At 32.9% G+C, this 23,801-nt stretch carries 19 protein-coding genes; 1 reads left to right on the forward strand and 18 read right to left on the reverse strand.

The genetic code is table 11. The features are described from left to right. Window positions 1–34: 34 nt before the first annotated feature. The 5 genes from BG261_RS03930 to BG261_RS03950 all read right to left on the reverse strand — a co-directional run bounded on the left by BG261_RS03930 (window position 35) and on the right by BG261_RS03950 (window position 6,426). Window positions 35–2,152: an acetate--CoA ligase family protein gene (locus BG261_RS03930; protein WP_070791872.1), complete on the reverse strand. Its 2,118-nt coding sequence runs from the start codon at window positions 2,150–2,152 to the stop codon at window positions 35–37. A 45-nt stretch (window positions 2,153–2,197) separates the two neighbouring features. Then, a complete protein-coding gene (locus BG261_RS03935) occupies window positions 2,198–3,541 on the reverse strand; it encodes an aldehyde dehydrogenase (RefSeq protein ID WP_206598615.1) in 1,344 nt (447 codons plus the stop codon). Between the two features lie 140 nt (window positions 3,542–3,681). Beyond that, window positions 3,682–4,329 (reverse strand): YczE/YyaS/YitT family protein, encoded by a 648-nt coding sequence (locus BG261_RS03940; RefSeq protein WP_233278895.1) that lies wholly within the window; start codon window positions 4,327–4,329, stop codon window positions 3,682–3,684. Next, window positions 4,319–4,972 carry a cyclase family protein gene (locus BG261_RS03945; RefSeq protein WP_070791874.1) on the reverse strand — a complete coding sequence of 218 codons (654 nt, stop codon included), beginning with the start codon at window positions 4,970–4,972 and terminating at the stop codon, window positions 4,319–4,321. Before BG261_RS03945 ends, BG261_RS03940 begins: the two co-directional genes overlap by 11 nt. A gap of 302 nt (window positions 4,973–5,274) precedes the next feature. Beyond that, window positions 5,275–6,426, reverse strand: a complete 1,152-nt coding sequence (locus tag BG261_RS03950; protein WP_070791875.1) for an iron-containing alcohol dehydrogenase — start codon at window positions 6,424–6,426, stop codon at window positions 5,275–5,277. Window positions 6,427–6,523: 97 nt separating this feature from the next. On the opposite strand from BG261_RS03950, the gene BG261_RS03955 reads away from it, so the two are divergent. Beyond that, window positions 6,524–7,336 carry a MerR family transcriptional regulator gene (locus BG261_RS03955; RefSeq protein WP_070791876.1) on the forward strand — a complete coding sequence of 271 codons (813 nt, stop codon included), beginning with the start codon at window positions 6,524–6,526 and terminating at the stop codon, window positions 7,334–7,336. A 40-nt stretch (window positions 7,337–7,376) separates the two neighbouring features. On the opposite strand, the gene BG261_RS11445 is transcribed toward BG261_RS03955, so the two are convergent. From BG261_RS11445 to BG261_RS04015, 13 genes are all read right to left on the reverse strand, one after another. Continuing rightward, entirely contained in the window at window positions 7,377–7,526 is a 150-nt protein-coding gene (locus tag BG261_RS11445; protein WP_158007175.1) for a hypothetical protein, read from the reverse strand. A gap of 293 nt (window positions 7,527–7,819) precedes the next feature. Continuing rightward, window positions 7,820–9,274: a sucrose phosphorylase gene (gtfA, locus tag BG261_RS03960; protein WP_070791877.1), complete on the reverse strand. Its 1,455-nt coding sequence runs from the start codon at window positions 9,272–9,274 to the stop codon at window positions 7,820–7,822. Window positions 9,275–9,500: 226 nt separating this feature from the next. Next, window positions 9,501–11,297, reverse strand: coding sequence for an ROK family protein (locus BG261_RS11710; RefSeq protein WP_324609669.1), 1,797 nt, complete (start codon window positions 11,295–11,297; stop codon window positions 9,501–9,503). 115 nt (window positions 11,298–11,412) lie between these two features. Continuing rightward, window positions 11,413–12,375 (reverse strand): oxygen-dependent tRNA uridine(34) hydroxylase TrhO, encoded by a 963-nt coding sequence (gene trhO, locus BG261_RS03970; RefSeq protein ID WP_233278896.1) that lies wholly within the window; start codon window positions 12,373–12,375, stop codon window positions 11,413–11,415. 132 nt (window positions 12,376–12,507) lie between these two features. Further along, the gene (locus BG261_RS03975; protein WP_173646039.1) at window positions 12,508–15,804 is read right to left on the reverse strand and encodes a DEAD/DEAH box helicase; all 3,297 of its coding nucleotides are present in this window, start codon (window positions 15,802–15,804) and stop codon (window positions 12,508–12,510) included. Next, window positions 15,794–17,074 (reverse strand): sigma-70 family RNA polymerase sigma factor, encoded by a 1,281-nt coding sequence (locus BG261_RS03980; RefSeq protein WP_070791880.1) that lies wholly within the window; start codon window positions 17,072–17,074, stop codon window positions 15,794–15,796. Before BG261_RS03980 ends, BG261_RS03975 begins: the two co-directional genes overlap by 11 nt. A gap of 77 nt (window positions 17,075–17,151) precedes the next feature. Continuing rightward, window positions 17,152–17,478, reverse strand: a complete 327-nt coding sequence (locus BG261_RS03985) for a nucleotide pyrophosphohydrolase (RefSeq protein WP_070791881.1) — start codon at window positions 17,476–17,478, stop codon at window positions 17,152–17,154. Next, complete coding sequence (locus BG261_RS03990; protein WP_070791882.1) at window positions 17,475–19,250, reverse strand: DUF2075 domain-containing protein; 1,776 nt, start codon at window positions 19,248–19,250, stop codon at window positions 17,475–17,477. Before BG261_RS03990 ends, BG261_RS03985 begins: the two co-directional genes overlap by 4 nt. Window positions 19,251–19,354: 104 nt before the next feature. After that, window positions 19,355–20,626 (reverse strand): dihydroorotase, encoded by a 1,272-nt coding sequence (locus BG261_RS03995; RefSeq protein ID WP_070791883.1) that lies wholly within the window; start codon window positions 20,624–20,626, stop codon window positions 19,355–19,357. A 1-nt stretch (window position 20,627) separates the two neighbouring features. Beyond that, window positions 20,628–21,257: an orotate phosphoribosyltransferase gene (pyrE, locus tag BG261_RS04000; RefSeq protein ID WP_070787119.1), complete on the reverse strand. Its 630-nt coding sequence runs from the start codon at window positions 21,255–21,257 to the stop codon at window positions 20,628–20,630. A gap of 22 nt (window positions 21,258–21,279) precedes the next feature. Further along, window positions 21,280–21,966 (reverse strand): orotidine-5'-phosphate decarboxylase, encoded by a 687-nt coding sequence (pyrF, locus tag BG261_RS04005; RefSeq protein ID WP_233278897.1) that lies wholly within the window; start codon window positions 21,964–21,966, stop codon window positions 21,280–21,282. Then, on the reverse strand, window positions 21,956–22,903 hold the full coding sequence (locus tag BG261_RS04010) for a dihydroorotate dehydrogenase (RefSeq protein WP_070791885.1): 948 nt from the start codon (window positions 22,901–22,903) through the stop codon (window positions 21,956–21,958). The genes pyrF and BG261_RS04010 overlap by 11 nt, the downstream gene beginning before the upstream one ends. Beyond that, the gene (locus tag BG261_RS04015; protein WP_070791886.1) at window positions 22,903–23,706 is read right to left on the reverse strand and encodes a dihydroorotate dehydrogenase electron transfer subunit; all 804 of its coding nucleotides are present in this window, start codon (window positions 23,704–23,706) and stop codon (window positions 22,903–22,905) included. Before BG261_RS04015 ends, BG261_RS04010 begins: the two co-directional genes overlap by 1 nt. Window positions 23,707–23,801 lie beyond the last annotated feature (95 nt).

A 23,801-nucleotide genomic window follows, 5' to 3' on the forward strand; every position in this document is an offset into this window, starting at 1 on the left:
CTTTTTCTATTTATTATACAAATAACAAAAGTAACTAAATTATTTTTGTATCGTCTTTCAAGACAACTAAAGAGTCCGCAGCACAAACACCTTTGCCTTCTTCATAAACAAATATAGGATTAATATCTAGTTCTATTAACGAATCTTTGTTTTTTGCGGCTAAGTCTCCAATTGAGACAATTGCATTTGAGAGTGCATCGATATCAAGTTTCTTTTGCCCTCTATACCCATTAAATAGTGGCCAAGCCTTCAAACTCTTGATCATCTCGAGAGCCTCATTCTTGTTAATTGGAGCTGGATACAACGCTGTATCTTTAAACACTTCAACAAAGATTCCGCCCAATCCAACCATAACAGATGGTCCAAATTGAGGATCGTTTGAAACTCCAATTATTACTTCAGTTGCTTGGTCAACCATTTCTTGAACATTTATTCCATCTATCCGTGCTGAAGGCATGTATTCTTTTACACTAGATAAGATTTCATTATAGGCTTTTCTAACATTATCCTCACCATTGATAAATAATTTAACTCCACCAGCATCTGATTTATGTTGAATATCTTCTGAGGCAATCTTCAAAACTACATTACCACCGATTTCCTCAGCAAATTTAACTGCTTCATCTTCACTAATAGCAAGTTTACTTATTGGTGTTCTAACACCATACTTTTGTAATACTTTCATTCCGTCAAGTTCATTTAAAACTTTTTGACTATCAGTTTTTTCTGAAATCTTTGAAGGGATTGCAACTTCCAAGCTTTTTTTAGATTTATCATATTCAGAAAAATTAATTATTTTCTTCAACGCAGGTAAAGCATATTTAGGTGGTGGTAAAATTGGAACACCAGCTTTAAGAAGTCTTTCTTGATACTCATGATTTCTCGTATTCTCCATATATGGCATCATGAGTATTGGTTTTTTTACATTTGTTTCAGCTAGTGCTTTTTCAATTCCAGGTGCCATATACTTTATAGCTGGATCATATATTTCTTCAGCTAAAGTAAAACCAAGAATAAGAGTACCTATATTTTCATCTTCTAAAACAGCCTTAACAGTATTCGCATAGGTATCTACATCATATGCAATAGAAGCAGTCGTATCCAAAGGATTCTTTGCAGTAGCATATGTTGGTAAAATATCATTTAATTTTTTTACTGTATCTTCAGTGAAATCAGGTAATTGAATGCCAAATTGCTCACTTGTATCTGCCGAAATACCAACCTCACCACCTGAAATTGCCATTATTGATACAGTAGATTTTTTAGGCAATTCATCCCAAGTTGCTAGCGTCATTGAGATACTATAAAGCTCTTGTAGGTCATCAACTCTTATGACACCAAATTTCCTAAATATTGAGTCAATGACTTTATCTGCACCAGCCAAACTTCCAGTATGTGAGGCGGCTGAAGCACTTCCTTTTTCAGATTTTCCAATTTTCAAAACTACAATTGGTTTTCTAAGTTCAGCAGCCCTTTTGAAACTTTTTATTAATTTTTCAGGTTCTTGCACCCCTTCTAAATGCATTGCTATTACTTTAGATTTTTCATCTTCAACAAGATATTCTAAATAATCTTCCATCTTTACAACTGCTGAATTACCAGCACTTATATTATATGAAAGTTTCATATTCTGTGATTCCATCGCAGAAAGACATGTTTGACCACTTTGTGATATTAATGCTACAGATCCTTTTCTATCTTCTTTTGGAATCATCAGAGCATAACTTGTAATTCCATCAATTAAATTTATGAATCCTGCACAATTTGGACCCATTAATGAAATTCCTAACTCATTAGCAACCTTTTTAAGTTCTTCTTCATCTTTTTTATCTTCCAGTTTTCCTGTTTCGCTATAACCGCTAGCAAAAACAACTGCGCTACTTGCCCCTTTTTCAGCTGATTCTTTTAAAAGGTTATTTACAGTCTCTTTTCGGGTTGCAATTATTACTTGATCTATATCTTCTGGTAGATCTTTTATACTTGGATAACATTTATGACCAAATACTTCGTCCCTTGATGGATTAACAAAATAGATATTATCTTTATTGCCAAACTCCAATAAATTTCTAGCTGTGTCACCACCAAACCCATCACGCTCATTTGCCCCTACTAATACTAGTTTTACAGGATTTAGAAGTTTTTCTACATTCATTAACAATTCCTTTCTTAAAAAATTTAGAGATAGCTCGCAAATTTATTATAGTATGTAATTTCCACCATTTGCCATTGCAAACAATCTACGTCTAGTGAATGTAGAGGCATCAGTAATACCTTCTCCAGTTGGAGTAGCAATAGTTGGAGAATCTTTTCCAGTACCATCTACACCGAAGGCTGCTGACGTACCACCATTTTGAACATAGATTGATGTATTAATTCTACGACCAAACTCTGTTACTCTATATACATCTTTTGACCATATTGATGCAGAATGATTATTATTATTTTCTGCTTCAATTGCCCATTCCATTGCTGACTCAAAATTAGGTGTTGGAACAATAGGGATAATAGGTAGTAATTGCTCTTTTTGAACAAATAAATCATCTTTATCAGTAATAAAAATTGCTACCCTAGGATCGCCTTCGACATCTACACCAGCATCTGATAAAATTTTTGAAGCATCTCTTCCGATATAATCTTTATTTACTACCTTTTCTCCAGACTCAAGTTCTACAAAAATCAAATCTCTAACCTTATTTGCTTCTTCTTCACTTAAAAGTCTCGCACCTGATTCAACAAACGCATTAGTAAAACGATCAAGTACCTGATTAGAAACAAATATTTCTTTTTCTGTAGTACACATTAATGTATTATCGTATCCAGTCGATAAGTATAGCTCATTTGCTGCACGCTCTACATCTGCCGTCTCATCAACAATTGTTGGAGGGTTACCTGCTCCTGCAGCAATAACTTTTTTACCGGAAGCCATTAGAGTCTTAACCATGGCTGGTCCACCTGTTCCCACTAATAGTTTTACATATGGTGATTCTAAGATTTCTTGCAATGTTGCAAGACTTGGATTTGCTGACATTGTAACTAAGTTATTAGGTCCCCCAGCATCAACAACAGCTTTATTAAATGTTTTTACTGCAATTGAAGAAGATTTTTCTGCAAATGGATGTGCATTAAATACAACGGAATTCCCTGCAGCTAAGTTTGAAATTCCGTTACCAATCACAGTCAAACTTGGATTAGTTGAAGGTGTTACAGCACCAACTACACCATAAGGGGCAGAGTATTCAATTGTAAGACCTTTATCAGTCGCGAAAGCCCTTGTTTTTATCACTTCAGTCCCAGGTGTATTTAATATACCACCTAAGTTTTTATCTATTTTATCTTCTACACGACCAAATTTAGTTTCTTCAAATTCAAAATTTGAAAGTTCATCATTTATTTTCTCGAATTCTTTTCTCACATTACTAATCATTTGGTCTCGTTGTTCAAGAGAATAATTATTTACTAAATCTTTTTGAGCTTTATTTGCCGCATCTAATGCTTCAGCCATTGTTGCAAAAACACCAAATTCCATTTTATCGTTATACATAATTTCTCCTTTTTTGGTTTATTAATCTGAAAACTACGCTACTATGCTTCACTAATGTATTCAAATCAGGGGTTAATGAGAATTACTAATTCTAATCTTTTTATATATTAACTCACCTGTTTGACTTAATATTGAATTTCTCAAGATTCCTTTACAGGTTCTGGGATACCTGCGATTTTTCTAGAAAAAGGTGCAGTATGTCCCATCATCCAGTCAATTAATGGTCCATAAGTTAAAACAGCAATAACTGTTCCTATCCCCCATGGCCCTCCCATAAAGAAAGCAATTGTAAAGAATGTTGCATAGACTATGATATGTGAAATACCATATCTAATATGAAACCACTCTGTTATTGATAAAGTTAAAATATCTGAAGTCTGATAACCCATATCCATAGGGATGTAATAGGCTAATGCAAAACAAATTAATATCGTTCCTGAAATGATATAAAAGGCATTTAATGCAAATGATGCTTCTGCAGGAAAAATATTGTCAACAATAGGTGTAAACATATCAATTGCTGGACCAATACCAAATGCATATGCAAATGATCCAAATCCAATTAATTTCCTATTTATAAAGAAGAAAACTACGAAAAGTAAGCCTTCAAATACGAGGGAAGCTGTTCCAAAAGTCCAACCTAATTTTTCTGACAAGGCAATCTCAAACATCGTAAGTGGATCTGAACCAGTATGAGATTTAACAAATAATACAACTCCCAAAGCAGCAATAATAACTGAGGGTACTACTGCTAAACATTTTCGAATATACTCTTTACTAAACATCATTCACCTCAATTGCCACTGCTCTTACAGGTGAACCATCACAGTGTATGTATAAAGGAAATGCAGATACAAAGAAATTATCGCTAGTTATATCTGAAAAATTAGCCCAATTTTCCCCAATTATTAAATTATGTTCTGAGAATAAGTCATGAACAGGAAATTCTGTTCCTCCTGTTTGATCCGCATTAATTGTATCAATACCTAAAAATTTAATTCCATTATCAATCAATGCTTGAGCAGCTTCACCATTCACATATGGATGAGTAAAAAATTCCTCTTTCCCAATGTTTTTATCCCATTTTGTACGGAATAGTACAAATGGATTTTCTTTTACTCTAGGAAGAAATTCTTCTATATCTGCTAGAGTTATTTCTTCATTATTTCCTTTATTTGAAACATCTATCAGCAATCCTTTACCAAAGAAATTATCAAGACTCATTTCATCAACGAATGATCCTGTATTAGAAAAATGATATGGGGCATCAACATGAGAACCTGACTGAGAACCAACAAAAACTCCAAATAAATTATATCCTTCATTATCAACTGTTGTAGCAACATCAATATTTGGAATAGGATCTCCTGGGTACACAGGTGTTTTTTCGTTTAAGTGAAGTGATAAATCAATAATCCTTCTAATGTTCATTTTAAATTTCTCCTTTTATTTTTTTGAATTTTATTAGTATCTAATAAAAGATTGTTCTCAAACACACATTAATATCTATAAACTTATAAAAATATTTTAATTCCGTTAATCTGTAACCGTTTACATAAGTTGATAAAAAAATATGTTTTTAATCAAAAACATTTTTATTGTAGCGCTACACCTCCAAACTTTTTTTATTATTTTTCCTTAACTATAATATAAAGCTTACTGTTACCACAAGGTCAAGCAAAATTTAATAATAGCTTCAAAAAAACTCTTCAAAAATTGAAGAGTTATAAAAATTAAAATTTATATGCTTTTTCTAATATTTCAATATATCCTTTTTTAGTTAACTCTTTAGCATTATCCGCTGTTAAATCGTTGATCAGTGCTTTCTCAGCAAGTGAATCAAAATCATCTTGACCAAATTTGTCTAGTTTTTCTAAATTAGGGAAATTAAATTGCTTTGTAAATTCTCTTAATACTTTAAGACCTTCTTCAGCAACTTGAGAACTATTTTTTCCATCTGGATCAACACCTAGTGCAACTGCGATATCAGCATATCTTTCAATTTCAGCGTCTAGGCTATATTCAATTACTGGAGTTAACAGTAACGCATTTAATAAACCATGTGGTAAATCATATTTTGCTCCTATTGTTTCAGACATTGCATGAACTGCACCTACATTAGAATTAATAAAAGCCATACCTGCCATTGAAGAGGCTATAAGCATTTTTTCTCTTGCTTCAATATTTGTTGGATTAGTAAAAGCTATTGGTAAATACTTTTTAACTAACTTAATTGCAGACAATGCAAGACTATCTGAAATAGGATTGTGTACTTTAACTGTATAAGCTTCTATTGCATGGGTCATCACATCCATACCAGGACCTGCAGTAGCACTTTGAGGTAAAGTAATAGTTAGTTCTGGGTCTAATATTGCAATCGTTGGTATAAGGTTAATTGAGTCAAACATTGCCATTTTAAAGTGTCTATCAGTGTCATCAAGTACTGCACAGAAAGTAACCTCAGCTCCAGTGCCAGCGGTAGTAGGAATGCAAATATTTGCAAGCATTGGTTTATCAAGATCAGTAAAATCCCAGTCAGAACACTTCCCACCATTGCTAACAAGTGCAGCTATTGCTTTTGCTTCATCTAAGGCAGAACCACCACCTAGGCCAATTATAATATCAATACCCTGCTCTTTGGCAATTTCTGCCCCCTCTTCACAATCATAATCCCTAGGATTTGGTTGAACTTTTGTATATGTAAAACTTGAAATTTCTTCTTTCTTTAGGCAATCAATAATGAAATCAATAGTTTTAGAATCCTTAAAAAATGGATCAGATACAATTAAAGCTTTGGTTGCACCTAAAGATTTAGCTTGTGTTCCAACTTCTCCTAAAGATCCCGCACCGGAAATAATACGGGTTTGATGATTAAAATTAAACATAGTTTTTCTCCTTTTATTATTATATAATAATATTATAAACTCTACTGTAACAATAGAGTCAATAATCAATATTGTTGTATTATAAGAAGAGGAAATCATGGAAGAAAAACTTTATTCAATCGGAGAATTTTCTAAAATAAATTCTGTAAAAAGGCAAACTTTATTGTGGTATGATAAAATTGATCTTTTCAAACCAGTTAAAATAACAGAAAATGGATATAGATATTATTCTCAAGAACAATTAGAACTTTTTATTGTAATTAGAAACCTTAAAGACTTAGGAATACCTTTAGAACAGATCAAAGATATTATTAATACTCGTACACCTGAAGAAATGATATTAATATTTGAAAAACAAATCGAAAACATTGACATAACAATAAATAAACTTTCTCGTCTAAAGGATTCTCTTTGTAATTGGAATCAAATGATTAAAAAAATCGAATCATTGCCCTTTAACACTGTATTTATTGAATATCAGGAAGAAGAAAGGTTGTACGTAACTAATAATCTTTCATATCTATCTGATGAAGAGCGGATGTTAGAAATGACAAAAATCAATAGATATAGATCTCAATCCTCACAGTTAGCAGAAAACCTTGGTGGAATTGTTACACATAATAATTTTTTGAATAACAAAACAGTCTATGATTTTTACTATTTACCTGCTCTTGAAGGTGAACATAATTATATAAAATCTTCTGGATACTATCTTTCTACTTATTCAAAAGGTAATTATACTGAAACCTACAAAATATATGATAAGTTAAAACAATATGCTTTGGATAACAATTTGTTTCTTTCCAATAAAACATACGAACAAAGTCAAGTTGGCGAACTAGTATCTGCCAGTGTAGATAGATATGTCAATAAAATCTCAATTAAAATAATTGAAAAACCTTGCCAATAACTTGCAAGTTAAAAGCCGTGATTAAAAAATCACAGCTTTTTTAATACCCTCTATTTGTAATTGCTTGATATAGATAGTAAATAACACCTAGTATAACACCCCATTTTATCAAGAAAAATGCACTTGATAAAAATATTTTAAGAACAAATAGTGCAATTATCGCTAAAATTATCGTTTTTATTAAATTCATATTTTTTCCCTCATTAATTAACTGAACATCATCTGATGTTTTGTTGAATTAATTATATCATAGCTACATTTTCTTTTTATGGGTCTTGAGGTTGATTTTTCAAAGAGGCTGACTCAAAAGTCCTCTGAACAAATTTTATAAAAAACAAACACGAACTATATTTGGGATATCTGCTAAATTCCCTTATATAATTCGTGTTTTTCGTATATATTTCAACAAAGTTTGGATTATTGTTATTTGAATTTATTTATAAATTTCTGCATAATTCTTTTTGGGTCAGCCTCTACTATCTATTATTGTTCAAAAATTACTCTGTCATTTTCCTTAATGACAAAGTCTTTTGTAGCAAGGTTTGCTTCAAGTGTTGCTGAAACTGTTCCGTCTGTATTTGTACGAGTTACAACGATTTCACTTTCACTTGGTGTTTCTACTTCAATCTTACCTTCTAAATCAAAAGCATCAGACTGATTACGGAAACGAAGTAATTCAAATAGATTTTGGACCACTGCACGTTCTACTTCTTGGTCAATTTCTTCAAGTGAATAGTAATGACGGTTAATGTTACGTCCTTCTTTTGTCCCTTCAAGAAGTTCAATATCATTTTTACCAGCTAAAAGCCCAACATAATAAACTTGGGGAATACCAGGTGCGAATACTTGTACAGCTCTTGCAAGTAAGTAAGCACGGTCATTATCTCCTAACGCTGAATAATATGTACTATTGATTTGATAAATATCTAGGTTGTTATAATTTGCTGAAGAATAAGTCTTCTTAACATTTGCTCCCACCTTATATAATTCCTCTGAAGCGTAATCAAGCTCTTCATCTGTAAGCAAATCACGCGCATCTACTACTCCAATACCATCATGGGTATCAAGCGTAGTAAATTGTTTCATTGGAGCTGTTTTTAACCAATGAGCAAGACGATTAGATTTACCTGAATATAGCGAATAAAGATTAATCATTGGAAGCGCAAAATCATAAACAAAGTAATCATGTTCAGATATCTTCATTGGAATTGAATAGTGCTCATGGATTTCAGGAAGAATTTCAGCTTGGTAAGGTGCCAAGATTTCTCTAACTTCATCAAGAGTTTCCCAAATATCAGGTTCAACAAAGAAACAATTTGTATCTGCTTTTTTAACTGCATAGGCAAAGGCATCCAGTCTAATCAAGCTTGCCCCGTGTTTAACCATATCCACAAGAGTATCCTTGATAAATTCTTTTGCTACTTGGCTGTTCACGTCGATATCAATTTGTTCTTCCCCAAAAGTGTTCCAAAGGTTTTCAACACTTCCGTCAGCAAATTCAATCTCTTGGATTGGAGCCTTGTCTTTACGCTTGTAGATCAAATCAACGTCTTCTTGAGTAGGACGGTTTTCACCAACTTTTTCCCAGAACTTTTCCCAACGAATGAAGAAATCTTTGTACTTAGAGTCGTCCTTCTTCTCCTTGAAGTCTTGATACATATGCGATTGGCGCGAAACATGATTAATCATGAAGTCGAACATAAGATAGTAATCTTCTGCAAGTTTTTCAACATCAGACCAGTCCCCGAAAGCTTCATCAACGACAGTATAGTCGCTTGGCGCAAAACCGCGATCCCCAGTTGACGGAAAGAACGGAAGTAAGTGCACACCACCAACAACACCCTTCATGTGATCAGTCAAAACCTTGTTCAAGTCCTTAAGATTATCCCCCATGCTGTCACTGTAAGTAATCAACATAGCTTCATTTTTAATAGCCATAAAATCCTCTTTCTCTCATAGTTAATTTTTTCACTAGTTACATTATAACTTATTATTCTAAAATTTCTAGGGATATTTCAAATTAATTTAAAATATTCAGTAAATTTATTATAAAAATATTAAAAACCTGAGCCCTACTTCTATCAGAAAAGGGGAATACTCAGGTTTTTGACATCAATAAAAATTGAACTTAATTCAATGATACAAATTTAGACAAGAAAGAAATTTATAAACTCCTAGCATCTATTTCAATAAACAACTGATAAAGAGCACCAAGTAGATTTGATGAATTATGGAACTTGCACTCTTCGATTGCAATTGGTTGGAATGTTTTTTCTAGTAATCCATGCTCCTGCCTTAATTTATAGTATTCTTCTTTGATTGTTTGCGTAACTATTTTTTGGTTACTGATTCCACCACCTATGACTATTTTTTCAAGGTCTAAGGTCACTTGAAGATTATTAATCAGACTTGCAATATCTCGGCAGTAGGCAGTAAACAATTCATCCAGTTCTTTTGACTCATGATTTACAATAGCATAAAATATTGTTTGGTAATCATACTTTGATACACCTAAAATATCACTTGCTCTCTTCATAAAGACAACTGCTGAGGCTTGATTATCAAATAACTGTGAATCATGTCTATTAGGATTTCGTATTAAGTAACTCACTTCTCCAGCTTGATAATTTGGACCTTGAAGCAACTGATTATTTACAATAAGACCACATCCAACATCTGAGCCGAGAACAATCGCTGCCCCATTTTCAATATCCTTAAGATTTCCAATCCACCACTCCGCAAGTGCTGCTGCCTTACCATCATTTATGGTAACAAAAGGAAGTTCCGTAAATGATGAAACCCATTCTTTCATTGAAAAATCATAGAGATATGGAATAGCTCCAGCAGTATGGATATATCCATTTCTTGAATTAATCTTACCTGGAATACTCATGGCAATACCTTTAATAATATCAGACTTTTCCTCAATCTCACTTTGAAGCATGGCTTGCAGTTCTTCCAAAGATTCAGGAGTCTCTCTTTTCCATATCTCAACTAGATTACCAGAACCATTAATTAACCCAAATTTAACAGATGAACCACCAATATCAATACTCAAATAGTCCATATTTGATTTATGGATTGTCGTATCAATAAATGATCTAAAAAATCTTATCTCATCATCATTGCACTCGCTTGCTACCACGCGCTTTTGGTCAACGTGAAAAACATGACCCAAATAAGAGTTATCCTTATTCTTATATAGCTTATATTTGGAGACAACACCTTTCGATTCCAACAATTCGGCAAATGGCTTAGCTAAGTCCTTCAAAAAGTCATGAGAGGAAGTTGCCACGAAAGATGGAGGAAATTCAGAAGTAATAAATTCTTCAACAGGGAAGTCTTTTTTGATAATTTCCTTGATATCTGCCCCAAAATAGTAGGTAAAATCATGGTCAGCAGGTTGCCCCTCATCTACAAAATATAAACCACAGTTGAGAGCCATCGCCTTGATTTTCACCTTAGCAGCCTCGAAGGAGAACCCTTTTGCATATTCAGGATTGGTAACTATGGTCGCATACTGCTCCGCCAGTTGTGCTCCCGCGCTATCGCCCACGACAAAAAGATTATCCATGTCGATATTGTAATTTTGATTATTGTCCAGAAGCCAATTCATCATGCTATTGATGTCTTCAAGCGGTGCAGGATACTTAGTTTCTGGTGCCAAACGGTAATTGAAATTGATGACCGTGAAGCCCTGACTAGCTAGGTGCATAGAGTAAAAAAGATAAATCTCTTTACTGCCGTAAAAGTAACCCCCACCGTGAATATTGACGATGGTCGGTAAAGGATGATGAGTCCCTTTGGGATAATAAATATCAAACTTATTCTCTTTACCGTGAGGACCATATGACAGATTCTTTATTTTTTTAATTGTATAAGGCTCTTTGAGGCCTTTATCACGCTCAGTATCATGTTTGAGCATTATCTCTCGTTCTTGAGGTATTTCTTCTAATCTCATAAATGTAACCTAATTTCTATTTTTCCTAAATTGATTATAGCAAAAATTCTGAATTTATAAAAACGGTTACATTGTTAATTTGTGAAAAAAGACCGTCAATTGACGATCTTTGAACTTAAGCACGTTTTTTAGTAAAGAAATCTTTATCTTTCATACGTTCTTGGATTAATTTGTTTAGCTCTTCTTTTGGAAGGTGCATTTCTGTTTGACATTGTTCTGAACAACATCCTTCAAATTTTTCATCACACTCTGGACATTGGATGAATAGTCTGTGACAAGCTGGATTATGACAATTTTTATGGTCATCATTTACTTTACCACATTGGTGACAGTGAGAAAGCACATCATCAGTAATTCTTTCACCCATGCGCTCATCGAATACGAAATTTTTCCCGATGAATTCTAAAGGTAAACCTTCTTCTTCAGCCTTACGAGCATATTCAATAATACCACCTTCAACGTGATAGACATTTTCGAAACCTTCATGTTTCATGTAAGCACTAGCTTTTTCACAACGAATTCCACCAGTACAATACATTACAATATTTTTGTCCTTAGAGTCTTGAAGCATATCAACAGCCATCGGTAATTGCTCACGGAAGGTAGTTGACGGAACTTCTAAAGCATCCTTAAAGTGACCTACTTCATACTCGTAATGGTTACGCATGTCTACAAAGATAGTGTCTTCACGACCCATCATTTCGTTAACTTCAGCTGCTTTAAGGTAAGCACCAACGTCTGAAGGATCAAAAGTTGGATCATCAATACCGTCTGCAACAACCTTATCACGAACCTTCATACGAAGAACCCAGAAAGATTTGCCGTCGTCATCAATAGCATAGTTTAAACGAATACCATCAAGAGCTGGATCAGCTGCATAGATTGTTTCCTTAAGAGCTTCAACATTTGAAGTTGGAACACTAATCTGAGCATTGATACCTTCAGTCGCGATGTAAACACGCCCGAAAACACCTAGGTCAACAAACTTTTGGTAAAGCTCATCACGAAATGCTTGAGCATCAGGGATATTGAAGTATTTGTAAAAAGAAATCGTTGTGCGTGGCTCAGTCTCAGCCATCAAACGCTCTTTTAATTCTTTGTTTGAGATTTTATTATGTAAATTTTCCATAACAAATATTATACCAGAAGTTTGTGAAAATTAGGATTGATTTGATTGTGAAAAATATAATTAATTATTCTTTATATCAAATTATTTTTTGTTTGTTTTTGAAAGAGAATCTAGTACTTCGTTTGGGAGAATCCCCATAAAATAATTTTCTATATTATTCCAAAACCAGTCAGAGTAATTTAATATTTTTTCTCTGATAGTTGTCTCAGGTTGACTTTTTTTAAATAAGAACTTCAGCATTTCTACACTGATATAATGCTTAAGCTGAACGTCTTTTAATATTCCATTCTGATAAAAATCACCTTGTTTTATTGCTTTTTCTAAGGGAGATATTGAATTCATTCTTATATATATTTGTGGATTATTTCCACCAATCACTAAAAAGTCTAGGAGTCCTCTAGCTTCACCAATGCCCAAAGCAGTTATCTTAGAATCTATTTCTTGACTATGAGGATTAGAACGAATATGGAACAGCGTGATTCTATGTTTTTCAATAACGAAATTAGTGTCAGGCTTTAATGAACTTAATACTGATCTAAGTATAAATTTTGAATAGATATCTCCATCTTGATGGATTGAATATCTTGGATTATTTTCAATACTGTTTATTCTCTCTGAGATAAATTTAATTTCTTTAATTTTTCCAAATTCAAAAGCAGAATTAATAATAGTTTGTGCAAAAGCTCTTGCTTTAAATTTATCAGATATTTTCAAGCTTCTCATAAAATGATTACCTAAATCAGTTACTGTAAATTGCTTACCGGTTAATTTATACTCATTAATAAACTGTTCAAATGAAGATAAAATTTTTTTATATTCAGATAGAATATCATCAATAGCTATTCCATTTTTTAATATTATCTCAATTCCAGATGCATAAGTGAATTTTTCAAATAATTTAGCATGTTTTAATTTTTTTTGTTCTTCTGAAGTAAATAGAGAATGTTTAAAACTAGGATATGACATATTTTTATAGTAACTTTCCCAAATACCACTTAGATTCACTTGATAAACAGAGGAATATATATTACTCATCAAATCATATTGCTTAATAAAATATTTACTCAGATTTGAACTTAAAAATTTATTCTCCAGTTCTGGATTAACAAATATCATATCATTTCCAAAAAGGCTTCTTGGTCTCGCAACAAATGGGGAGTAACCTAATTTATTTGGAGATGAAAAATCCTTTTCAATCATAAGTAATACGGTTTTAACTTTATTATCTAATGAATCCTCGTCCCTTTTATTTTGAACAAAAATATACTTAAAATCTTCAGGACTAATTATTAAGTTACGACTATTTCCACTCTGTTTATAAATTGATAATACTTTCCTCATTACTTCTATGATTTGAGTTTTTTTAATAGCAGACATTCCGTGAAGTTGTTTTACCTCATTAAAATCCCTAGCTAAGAAATCAATCATACCAAATCCATATGGTACTCTTGAATTATCTCTAGCAGCGCGTCCAATTTCTTGAATGTAATCAACTACGTTCCCGGTAGGTGCATAATGATAGACATTAGTAATGTCTGGTATATCAATTCCCATTCCAAAAGCTTTTGTCGCCAAAACAAATTGAAGATCTCCACTTTTAAATTCTATTAATACTTCATCCTTTTCTTCTTTACTAAGTGTCCCATAATACTTTCCCGTCACTTCAGAGATCACATGGTCATTTTGAACAATAAAGTCATAGAAATTATTTAATAAACTTACAGTTGGAAAATAAAGTAAAGATTTTTGCTTCTTTTTATATGCATACTTTAAATGTTTTAAAGCTAATGTATTTTTTGTTTTTCTGTAGTCCCTACCTTCTAAATCAAGATCCTTTTCGCTACTCCTAACCTTCATTAGAATGTCTTTTCTTCTTACCTCACCAAAATACGAAATAGGTGATATCATATTTAAACTATTTCGTGTATCTAGATACATGTCTTCTTTTCCGCCATAAATAGCCGTAGCCGTAAAAGTTACAATAGGAAATTTATACTCTTTTCTCAATTTTGCCAGGTATATACCTAAATACCAATAGTCTGCACGAAATGATTTACCCCATGTTGTTACAATATGAGCTTCATCAATAATAACAATACCTATTTTCCTATTACCAATGACCATTTTAATATCACTTCTTGCTTGCAAAGTTTCAGGTGATAGATATAATACATCAATTTCTTGATTATTTACTTTTTGTAAAATTTTCTCTTTTTCATATGGTGGTGTATTTCCATTAATTGTTGCCGAGCTATCAATACCTTTTTTCCTCATACTGTCAACTTGATCATTCATTAATCCAATAAGAGGTGAAATAACCAATGTCAAAGGTTTATCATCATTATATTTTGTTGCTAAGTATAGAGCAGGTATCTGGAACATAACAGATTTCCCTGCACCTGTTGAAGCAGTAATGTATACATCACGAAAAGGGTCACCACACATAGCTTTCTCAGCTTGTATAACAATGTCATCAATTATTTGTGCTTGAGAAATGTCTATTGTTTCTTTTGATTGATTTTCAATATTTTTATAAAAAGCAATATCTTTAAAGTTATCATACCCATATATATCTTTTAGAATTTTTTCGTATATAATTTTATTTTTAATAAATTGCCTTTCAATTGACAATCTTGAAAAATAAAAATTTACATCTGTAAAGTTATTTAAAATATTTAATCTCTCTAAGTAATGATTTGGAATATAATCGCTGGATTCAGATAGTACAAATATGATATTTTGTTTACTTAATCCATTCAAAATACTACTTTCCAAATCTAAAAATGGAATCTCATTCTCTGAAAGTTCAATTCTTTCTATATTATCTATAGGAGTAGCCTCTGAAAATTCTACAGCTATAGGGATATTTTCATATAAATAATATATCTGAGTGTCATTTTCAAATTGATGATAAGTGACAAAGTAAGAACCACTAAATTTTGAATAGTCTATTTGACCATAAAAATAAGATACATTTTCTAATATTCTTTCTTGTTCAGAACTCAACTCTGAGTCTTCATTATAATACAGATCGTGATAAATATTTTCAATATTTGATAAAGTATTTTGATATGGAAACTGTTTATTATATAAATTATTTTCTAAAATAACTACTGGAAATCCACTCATATTAGAATATTGTCTAAATAATTGATATTCTTCAGCTGTCATCCATCTATATTCTTCCTCAAAATTTTGATTTTTAATTATATCTTGAATGGCATTATTTTTGATAATATCTAAATTAACTTTATCATAATATTTTGTGGAAAAAGAAAAATATTTGTTGTTCTTAGGTAGTTTATCTATTTCAAAACCTTTCAAAACTATAATAATTTTTCCTTTTTCATTTATAATTGACTGAATTTTATCTTTCATAATACAAATTTCCCAATCCTTCCATAAATCTTCTATTTTGTAATTTTTCTAAGGATTTAGATTCGATTTGCCTAATCCTTTCTCTAGTAACATTATAAACTTTTCCAATTTCTTCCAAAGTTCTTATTTGGCCATCATCTAATCCGAAACGTAATGATATTATTTCAATTTCTTTTTGTGTTAATATTTCATTTAAAAGGGAACGTATCTCATTTCTAAATGTTTTTTCATCTAATAATTCTTCCGGAGTAGTAGTATTGTTATCGGCTATAAATTCTTTCAAACTAGAATTATCTTCATTATTAATACTGATTTCCAAACTAACAATATTCGAAATTTCTTTGTACATTTTCAACTCAACTATATCATTGATAGACAAATTCATTATTTTTGAAAGTTCTTCATTTGTCACTTGTCTAGAGTTTGTGTTCCAAAAATTATTTTCTATCTTTATTAATTTTACAATCTTATCTCTGACATGAACCGGAATTCGAATTGTATTGCTATAATTTGCTATCCCTCGTGTTATACTTTGACGAATCCACCAGACTGCATACGTAGAAAACTCATTCTCAAAACTCAGATTAAATTTTTCAGCTGCTTTGATCAGGCCTTGCATACCTACTTGATACATATCATTTAAATCAAATGCTATCGTAGAAAATTTCTTATATTTAAATACTACTTTCCATACAAGCTTGCTATTAGCCCTCACTAACTTATCCAAAGCATCTAATTTCTTTAATGAGTATTTGTCATTCAAATGGTATTCATTCAAATATAATTTATTATTAGATTTGGAAACCACTTCATTTAATTGATCAACTTCTTTATTAAAATTAGTACTATCAAGTAGTGCATCTAAACTTTCTTCTTCAAATTCATCCAAAAAATCTAAATTAACACTTTTTGTATGATTATTTTTATTATTTATTATAGAATATCCATTATTATCTAAATAATTTCTAATTATCAATTTATCTTCATCATTAATACCTTTGGATTTATACCATTTATTTAAACTATTTTCATCACATTCCTTATAAATACCAAAAAGTTTATCCACATCTTTTAATCTATTAATAAATGTTTTTTTAGTTTGAAACATAGTAATCTTTAAAGATTCTAATTCATCAAAAACAATTTGTTTATCTTCGTTTGAAATATGATATTTATTAAATAAATAATATATCTTTTCCGCACTTATACTACTTCCATATAAAAAATTATCATCTATGTAATCAATAATTTTCATTAAATTATCACTCATATTAACACACCTTTTTTATATAATATTGAATTCAATAAATAAACTTAAATTATCTAATTATTAATAGTTAACTAAACCTATTCAAGTTCATCATATTTCTTATTTGAATTTTTACTTTTTTCAACTGGATATTTTTCATCATTCTTTATTAACTTTTCTTCAATTATTTTATCAATATCGAAATTTAAATTGTCTGCTAGCATATATGAATATATTAAAACATCTGCAAGTTCTTCCTTTATATGTTCAATATCTTTATTACCTTCTTCAGAATTTTTCCATTGATAAATTTCTAAAAGCTCTGATGCTTCAAGTGAAATAGAAATTGCAAGATCTTTTTCATTATGAAATTGTCTCCAATTTCTATCATCTCGAAATTTATTTATTTTTTCCATTGAATTCATAATTTTAATTTTCCTTCTTTAGCCAATTTCAAAGCTTCTCTTAATTCTTCATCAACAGCATATATATAAAGACCATTTACCCCTCTTGTTAAAAGAACATTAAGTTCATTCTTTAAAAGTTTATCTGAAACCTCTACTTTTTCACCTGTTTTTAGTGTTCTTCTTTGAGTAGCTTTTTTATTTTTACTCCCTTTAGGATCGTAAATTATTTTGCCGTCTCTATATTTAACTGAGGGGCCAATTATTACACCTGCATAATTCAAATCAAAACCTTGTATTGTGAATGTAGAACCAACTTCATTTATTGTTTGTTTTTGTTCAGCCCATGCCAAATCTTTATTTTTTCTTTTCTCTTCCTTATTCTGTGGAAGTTGTAAATTCCATGGTAATTTCCATCCATCAACTTCTACATTCCAAAATTCGTCCCCATTATCCGGCTTTCTTTTGTCTACGTAATCCCAATCAAATGTAGAAAGCATTCGAGAGATACCACTATCTTCATTTTCAGATTTTTTCTTTATTTTTTTATACATCAGATCAATATCATCAAATATTTCCAGATCATAACCTTTAGAGTCTTTCGGAATATTTAAAATTTTGTTTTCATCAATTAATGTTCTTATCCAAGATATAGTTTCATCATCTCCATTGATTCTTAATTGATTATCTAAATATACATATTGATTATTCAAAATTGCTTCATGGATTAGAAAATCAAATTCCTCCTCATCCCAATATTGTTCTCTAGAAAGTATCTGATTTTTATCAAGAACTGCAATCACAACTTTCGCTCTATCTAACAAATCCTTTAGTTGATTACTACCTCTATATGACTGCTTTCCTTGGGTCCATAATAAGTGTGCTTCATCAACTATTACAATATCAACTTTGTCCTCTGGTAGAGTATTATTTATAAAAGTTGTAGGTCGAGATACAATTTGACCACTTCTTCGGTTTAAAATTCCTAATTTAGTGGCAATCTGTTGATAAACTTTCAATTGCTGTTCATGATTTACTATTAATTGTTGCTTCTTCCCAAGATTTCTAATTACAATATTTTCAGGATCTTCTGAGCTATCATTTGCTAGTTGATTAAGTTCATAAAATAAACTACTTAATAAAACAGTTTTTCCTGATCCAGCTTCTCCCTCTACAACAATCAGTTGTCCAACTTTATTTTGAGAAAGAGATTCTGTAATTTTTAAAATAATTTCATCTTTAACTTTCAATTGCTCATCAGTTAATTTGTGAAATGGAGAAGCCTTAAAAAGAGCAGAATCTTTTATAATTCTCTCAGTAGGAAAAAGATCCTTATTCTTTTTATTCAATTTCCTCCATATTTTAGAAAAAATTTCATCAAATTGATCTGCAGTATAGTAATTATTTTGTTGATTAGTCCGTCGATTGTTAACTTTTTTAACTTTATCTACGCTTGTCATATATTGCATTAATCTATTTTCAATATCAAGCGTCAAGGACTTGTTAAAATGATTATGTCCAATCACAAACATTTTTGAAGAATCAGAATCTGCAAGCTCTTTCCAGTCATCCCTTAATAAACTATCAGCTAATAAATGCTCCTCTGTTCTACGTCCAATATTGGTTGTTTCTCCAACGTAAACTGTGTATTCATCTTTTTTTGTATCATTTACAATGTAAACTGTTGGGTATTCAAAAATTATCTTTTTATCATTTTCAGATTCAGTAACTAAATTTTTGATACCTTCTCTAGAATATTCTGTTTCATAAATTACTGGTGACTTAATCGTCATAAAATACTCCTATTTTTCATAAATATAATATAGTTTTATTATATAATAATATTTAATCATTTTAAATGGAAAAAACACCCTCTCGGATGTTCTTCTATGTTCTCTTAACCTTCATAAACCACATTTCCATCACAGATTGTATACATTACTTTTCCTGTGAGTTCTTGGTTGATGAATGGTGTATTATTTGCTTTTGATGCGAAGTCGTTTTCTATTACGACTTTTTTCTTGTCGTCAAAGATTACGATGTCTGCTGGTCCACCTTCTGTAAGGTATCCTGCATCAAGGCCATATAAATTAGCCGGGTTTAGGGTCATTTTTTCTAGTAGTTGAGATAATGTTAGATATTCTTCATCTACTAGGTGAGTTAATCCTAATTGAAGGGATGTTTCAAGTCCTGTCATTCCGCTTGGTGCTTTTGTCAGTTCTTGGTCTTTTTCTTCATGAGTATGTGGGGCATGGTCTGTTGCGATTACATCAATTGTCCCATCTTGAAGTCCCTTGATTGCTGCTAGTCTATCTTCTTCACGTCTTAATGGTGGGTTTAATTTTGCGTTAGTACCCACAGTTAGAATTTCTTGTTCTGTGATAGAAAAATGTTGCGGTGTAACTTCTGAAGTAATATTTGCTCCCAAAGATTTTACGAACTTGATTACTTCAACACTTTCCTTGGCTGACATATGTTGGAAATGCACACGTGCTTTTGTGTCATAAGCAATCATTGCATCACGCGCAACCATGCTGTACTCGCTGACTGTAGGAGCTCCTGTGAAACCACATTTATGGCTCACTTCTCCGTCATTGATTCCAAGAACACCTGTTAGTGCAGGGTCTTCTTCGTGCAAGCTGATTAGAGTATCGTACTTAACCGCTTCTTGCATGGCACTTCTTACCATTGCTGAGTCTGAAAGTGGGATACCGTCATCTGAGAACCCTGCTGCTCCTGCTTCAAGCAAGGCTGGGAAGTCAGTTAGGTGCTTTCCGTCAAAGTTAGTAGTGATTGTTGCCACAGATTTGATATTGATATCTTCTTTGGCAGCAGACGCTAGAACTTCTTCTAATACGGGTACAGTCGAGATTGTCGGATTGGTATTTGCCATCATAACAACAGTTGTGAACCCTCCACGAGCGGCAGACAAAGCTCCAGTATGGATATCTTCCTTGTGGGTTTGCCCTGGTTCACGAAAATGTACATGGACATCAACCAGACCTGGTGCTACTACCAGACCACCTGCTTCAATAACCTTATCAGCTTCTGCTGTGATATTTTCAGCAATCTCTTTGATTTTGCCATCTTCTACTAAAATATCAGCTATTCCATCAAAATTGCTTGCTGGATTAACTAATCTACCATTTTTAATAAGTAATTTAGTCATATTAGTCCTGCCAGTTATTTTGGTCAGCCTTGAATTTTTTCAATAGCTCAAGTTCATCTTCATCTACATATCCAATCTCACGAGCGATTTCGATAAGATCAGAATAGTTAGAAAGTGTTTCTAGTGGTAAATCAGCTTTTTCAAAGTTTTCAATTCCACGTGGAAGTTCATAAGTGAAAATTGCGGCTACTCCTAGAACATCAGCACCTTCACGACGTGCAGCTTCAGCTGTTCCAATTACAGAACCACCTGTTGAGATTAGGTCTTCAATGATTACCATTTTTTGACCTTTTTCAATGCGCCCTTCAATTTGATTTCCTGCACCGTGGTCTTTTGCTTTTGAACGGATATAAACCATTGGTAAATCTAAGATTTCAGCAACCCATGCTGCATGAGGTACGCCACCAGTAGCTGCTCCTGCGATTACTTCAACATCTGGGAATTTTTCTTTAATAACATCCGCAAATCCTTGTGCGATTTGACGACGTACTTCAGGATAGCTAATTGTTATGCGGTTATCTGTGTAGATTGGTGATTGGATTCCACTTGCCCATGTAAAAGGTTCTTTTGGTGATAGGAATACTGCTTTAATGTCTAATAGGTCTTTTGCGATGTCTTGTGATAGTGTCATTTCCCTTTTCTCCTCTTATATCTTAAGAATTATATTGTTCCATAATATTTTCATATGCTTCTACTGGATTTTCTGCTTGTGTGATTGGTCGTCCGACTACAATATAGTCACTTCCAATTTTACGAGCATCAGCTGGTGTTACTACACGTTTTTGGTCACCAACTTCTGCACCTGCAGGACGAATTCCTGGTGTTAGGCAGATAAAATCTTCTGAGGTAGCGTCTTTGATGGCTCTTGCTTCTTTTGCAGAACAAACTACTCCAGCAAGTCCAGCTTTTTCAGTACATTTAGCATAGTGAATTACTGAATCTAGTAGGCTTGTTTGGATATTTTGAAATTCATGCATTTGTTCTTCGCTTGTTGAAGTAAGTTGAGTTACAGCGATTAGCTTTGTATTACTTCCTTCAAGACCACGAAGGGCTGCTTCCATCATCTCAACTCCACCAGCTGCATGAACATTTGTAAGAGCAACATTCAATTCAGCAATGTTTGCCATAGCACGTTCCACAGTATTTGGAATATCATGAAGTTTTAAATCTAGGAATACATCGTGATTCTCAGCAACTTGCTTTACAATTTCAGGACCATATTTATAAAAGAGTTCCATTCCGATTTTTACAAATAGTCTTTGTCCTTTAAATTTTTCTAAGAAGTCATAGACTTCCTTATCTGATGAAAAGTCTAATGCTATTACTGGTCTAGTTTCCACGAAGTTCCTCCTGTATTCCATTTACAAAATCTTGTAGATTGTCAATTCCATATTTATCCATCACGCCTGGTAAATCTTTAATAATATTTGGACAGGCATAAGGGTCAGTAAAGTTTGCAGTACCAACTCCGATAGCGCTAGCTCCTGCTATCATCATCTCGATTGCATCTTCTGCAGTTGTTACTCCGCCCATACCGATGATTGGAAGGTTTGAGGCAAGAGCTACCTGTCTGATAAGTTTGAGGGCTACTGGGAAGACTGCTGGTCCACTCATTCCACCTTGACCGTTAGCGATGATTGGTTTGTGTGTCTTAAGGTCATAACGCGTACCAACCAGTGTGTTAATCATGGTAAAACCAGTCGCACCGGCTTCTTCGACAGCTTGAGCCACGTCGTTGATGTTTGCCACACTTGGTGTTAGTTTGACGTAGACCGGCACCGATGAAGCATCTACCGCACTTTTAGTCGCAGCATATGCTAGTTCTGGTACCTGACCGATTAGAAGACCGTTACCACCGTGGTCGACATTGGGACAAGAGATATTCAGTTCTATCGCCGTAACATTTGGTGCTTGTGATACTTTATGACTCACTGTCGCATACTCTTCATTTGAAAATCCTGCCACATTGGCAATGATTGGAAGGGTTGGATAGTTATCAGCCAACCAAGTTAATTTTTCAGCAAGAACAACATCAACCCCTGGATTTTGAAGTCCGATGGCGTTGAGCATACCGCTTGGAGTTTCCGCCACACGAGGTGTTGGATTTCCATAACGAGCATTTTCAGTTGTTGCTTTAATCATGATTGAACCTAGTTCATCAAGGCTATAGTATTTGGCATATTCTTGACCAAAACCGAAGCACCCTGATGCAGGAATAATTGGATTCTTAAGGTCAAGTCCAGGTAGTTTAATGGCTAATCTATTTTTATCTGTCATTATAGTACCACGCTTCCTGTTTTAAAGACTGGTCCATCTTCACATACACGAAGATTACTTGTTTCTGGATTTTCAATTTTTGGAACTACACAGGCATAACATGCTCCCATACCACAAGCCATACGGCTTTCAAGTGAGATATAAGCGTGAGGATGTTCCTTAAAGCGTTCGTTAACTGCCTTAAGCATTCCAGGTGCTCCACATGAGAAGACTGCTGTTGGTTCAAAGTCAAGTGCATCAAGCAAGTGACCAACATGTCCATGAACGCCATATGAACCATCATCAGTAGAGATGAATACTTGTCCTAATCCTTGGAAGAGTTTTTCATAGATGATTACATCCCAGTTGGCATAACCAAAGAGGAAGGTAATCTCTGCTCCAAGTTCTTTCAACTCTTTTCCAAGTTGGTAAAGGGGAGGGACACCGATCCCACCACCGATTACTAGGACATGATCTCCTGCTTTGACCATTGAAATATCAAAGCCATTACCTTGAGGTCCCATAACATCGACTTCATCTCCTGCTTGCAAAGTTGATAAGATTGCTGTTCCTCCACCTTCAACACGATAGATAATTGAACAAGTATTATTTTCCTTATCAATTTCAGCAATTGAGATAGGACGTCTTAAAACCTTACTAGCATCTGGAACTTTCATATTTAAAAATTGACCAGGGACGTTCATATCAGAAACCATTTTTCCAGTCATCTTCATTTCAAAGATTCTTGGTGCAATCTGTTCTTGACTGACAATCTTCAGATTTTCCTTAAGTATCACAAGTTTTTCCTTTCCGATTTTCTCCATCTATGGAGAATCAGACTCCAATTCCAGAGCCTGATTACCACTATTATTAAAATTTATATAAACCGTTACACAATTTAACTAGATAAAAGATTAAA

Origin of the sequence: Floricoccus tropicus (assembly GCF_001832905.1) — a bacterium.
Taxonomy (GTDB): domain Bacteria; phylum Bacillota; class Bacilli; order Lactobacillales; family Streptococcaceae; genus Floricoccus; species Floricoccus tropicus.

What these genes read in the sequence shown, in the direction of transcription:
- BG261_RS03930 (WP_070791872.1), bottom strand. Translation starts at nt 2,152, where the DNA reads ATGAATGTAGAAAAACTTCTAAATCCTGTAAAACTAGTATTAGTAGGG.
- BG261_RS03935 (WP_206598615.1), bottom strand. Translation starts at nt 3,541, where the DNA reads ATGTATAACGATAAAATGGAATTTGGTGTTTTTGCAACAATGGCTGAA.
- BG261_RS03940 (WP_233278895.1), bottom strand. Translation starts at nt 4,329, where the DNA reads ATGATGTTTAGTAAAGAGTATATTCGAAAATGTTTAGCAGTAGTACCC.
- BG261_RS03945 (WP_070791874.1), bottom strand. Translation starts at nt 4,972, where the DNA reads ATGAACATTAGAAGGATTATTGATTTATCACTTCACTTAAACGAAAAA.
- BG261_RS03950 (WP_070791875.1), bottom strand. Translation starts at nt 6,426, where the DNA reads ATGTTTAATTTTAATCATCAAACCCGTATTATTTCCGGTGCGGGATCT.
- BG261_RS03955 (WP_070791876.1), top strand. Translation starts at nt 6,524, where the DNA reads ATGGAAGAAAAACTTTATTCAATCGGAGAATTTTCTAAAATAAATTCT.
- BG261_RS11445 (WP_158007175.1), bottom strand. Translation starts at nt 7,526, where the DNA reads ATGAATTTAATAAAAACGATAATTTTAGCGATAATTGCACTATTTGTT.
- gtfA (WP_070791877.1), bottom strand. Translation starts at nt 9,274, where the DNA reads ATGGCTATTAAAAATGAAGCTATGTTGATTACTTACAGTGACAGCATG.
- BG261_RS11710 (WP_324609669.1), bottom strand. Translation starts at nt 11,297, where the DNA reads ATGAGATTAGAAGAAATACCTCAAGAACGAGAGATAATGCTCAAACAT.
- trhO (WP_233278896.1), bottom strand. Translation starts at nt 12,375, where the DNA reads ATGGCTGAGACTGAGCCACGCACAACGATTTCTTTTTACAAATACTTC.
- BG261_RS03975 (WP_173646039.1), bottom strand. Translation starts at nt 15,804, where the DNA reads ATGAAAGATAAAATTCAGTCAATTATAAATGAAAAAGGAAAAATTATT.
- BG261_RS03980 (WP_070791880.1), bottom strand. Translation starts at nt 17,074, where the DNA reads ATGAGTGATAATTTAATGAAAATTATTGATTACATAGATGATAATTTT.
- BG261_RS03985 (WP_070791881.1), bottom strand. Translation starts at nt 17,478, where the DNA reads ATGAATTCAATGGAAAAAATAAATAAATTTCGAGATGATAGAAATTGG.
- BG261_RS03990 (WP_070791882.1), bottom strand. Translation starts at nt 19,250, where the DNA reads ATGACGATTAAGTCACCAGTAATTTATGAAACAGAATATTCTAGAGAA.
- BG261_RS03995 (WP_070791883.1), bottom strand. Translation starts at nt 20,626, where the DNA reads ATGACTAAATTACTTATTAAAAATGGTAGATTAGTTAATCCAGCAAGC.
- pyrE (WP_070787119.1), bottom strand. Translation starts at nt 21,257, where the DNA reads ATGACACTATCACAAGACATCGCAAAAGACCTATTAGACATTAAAGCA.
- BG261_RS04010 (WP_070791885.1), bottom strand. Translation starts at nt 22,903, where the DNA reads ATGACAGATAAAAATAGATTAGCCATTAAACTACCTGGACTTGACCTT.
- BG261_RS04015 (WP_070791886.1), bottom strand. Translation starts at nt 23,706, where the DNA reads ATGGAGAAAATCGGAAAGGAAAAACTTGTGATACTTAAGGAAAATCTG.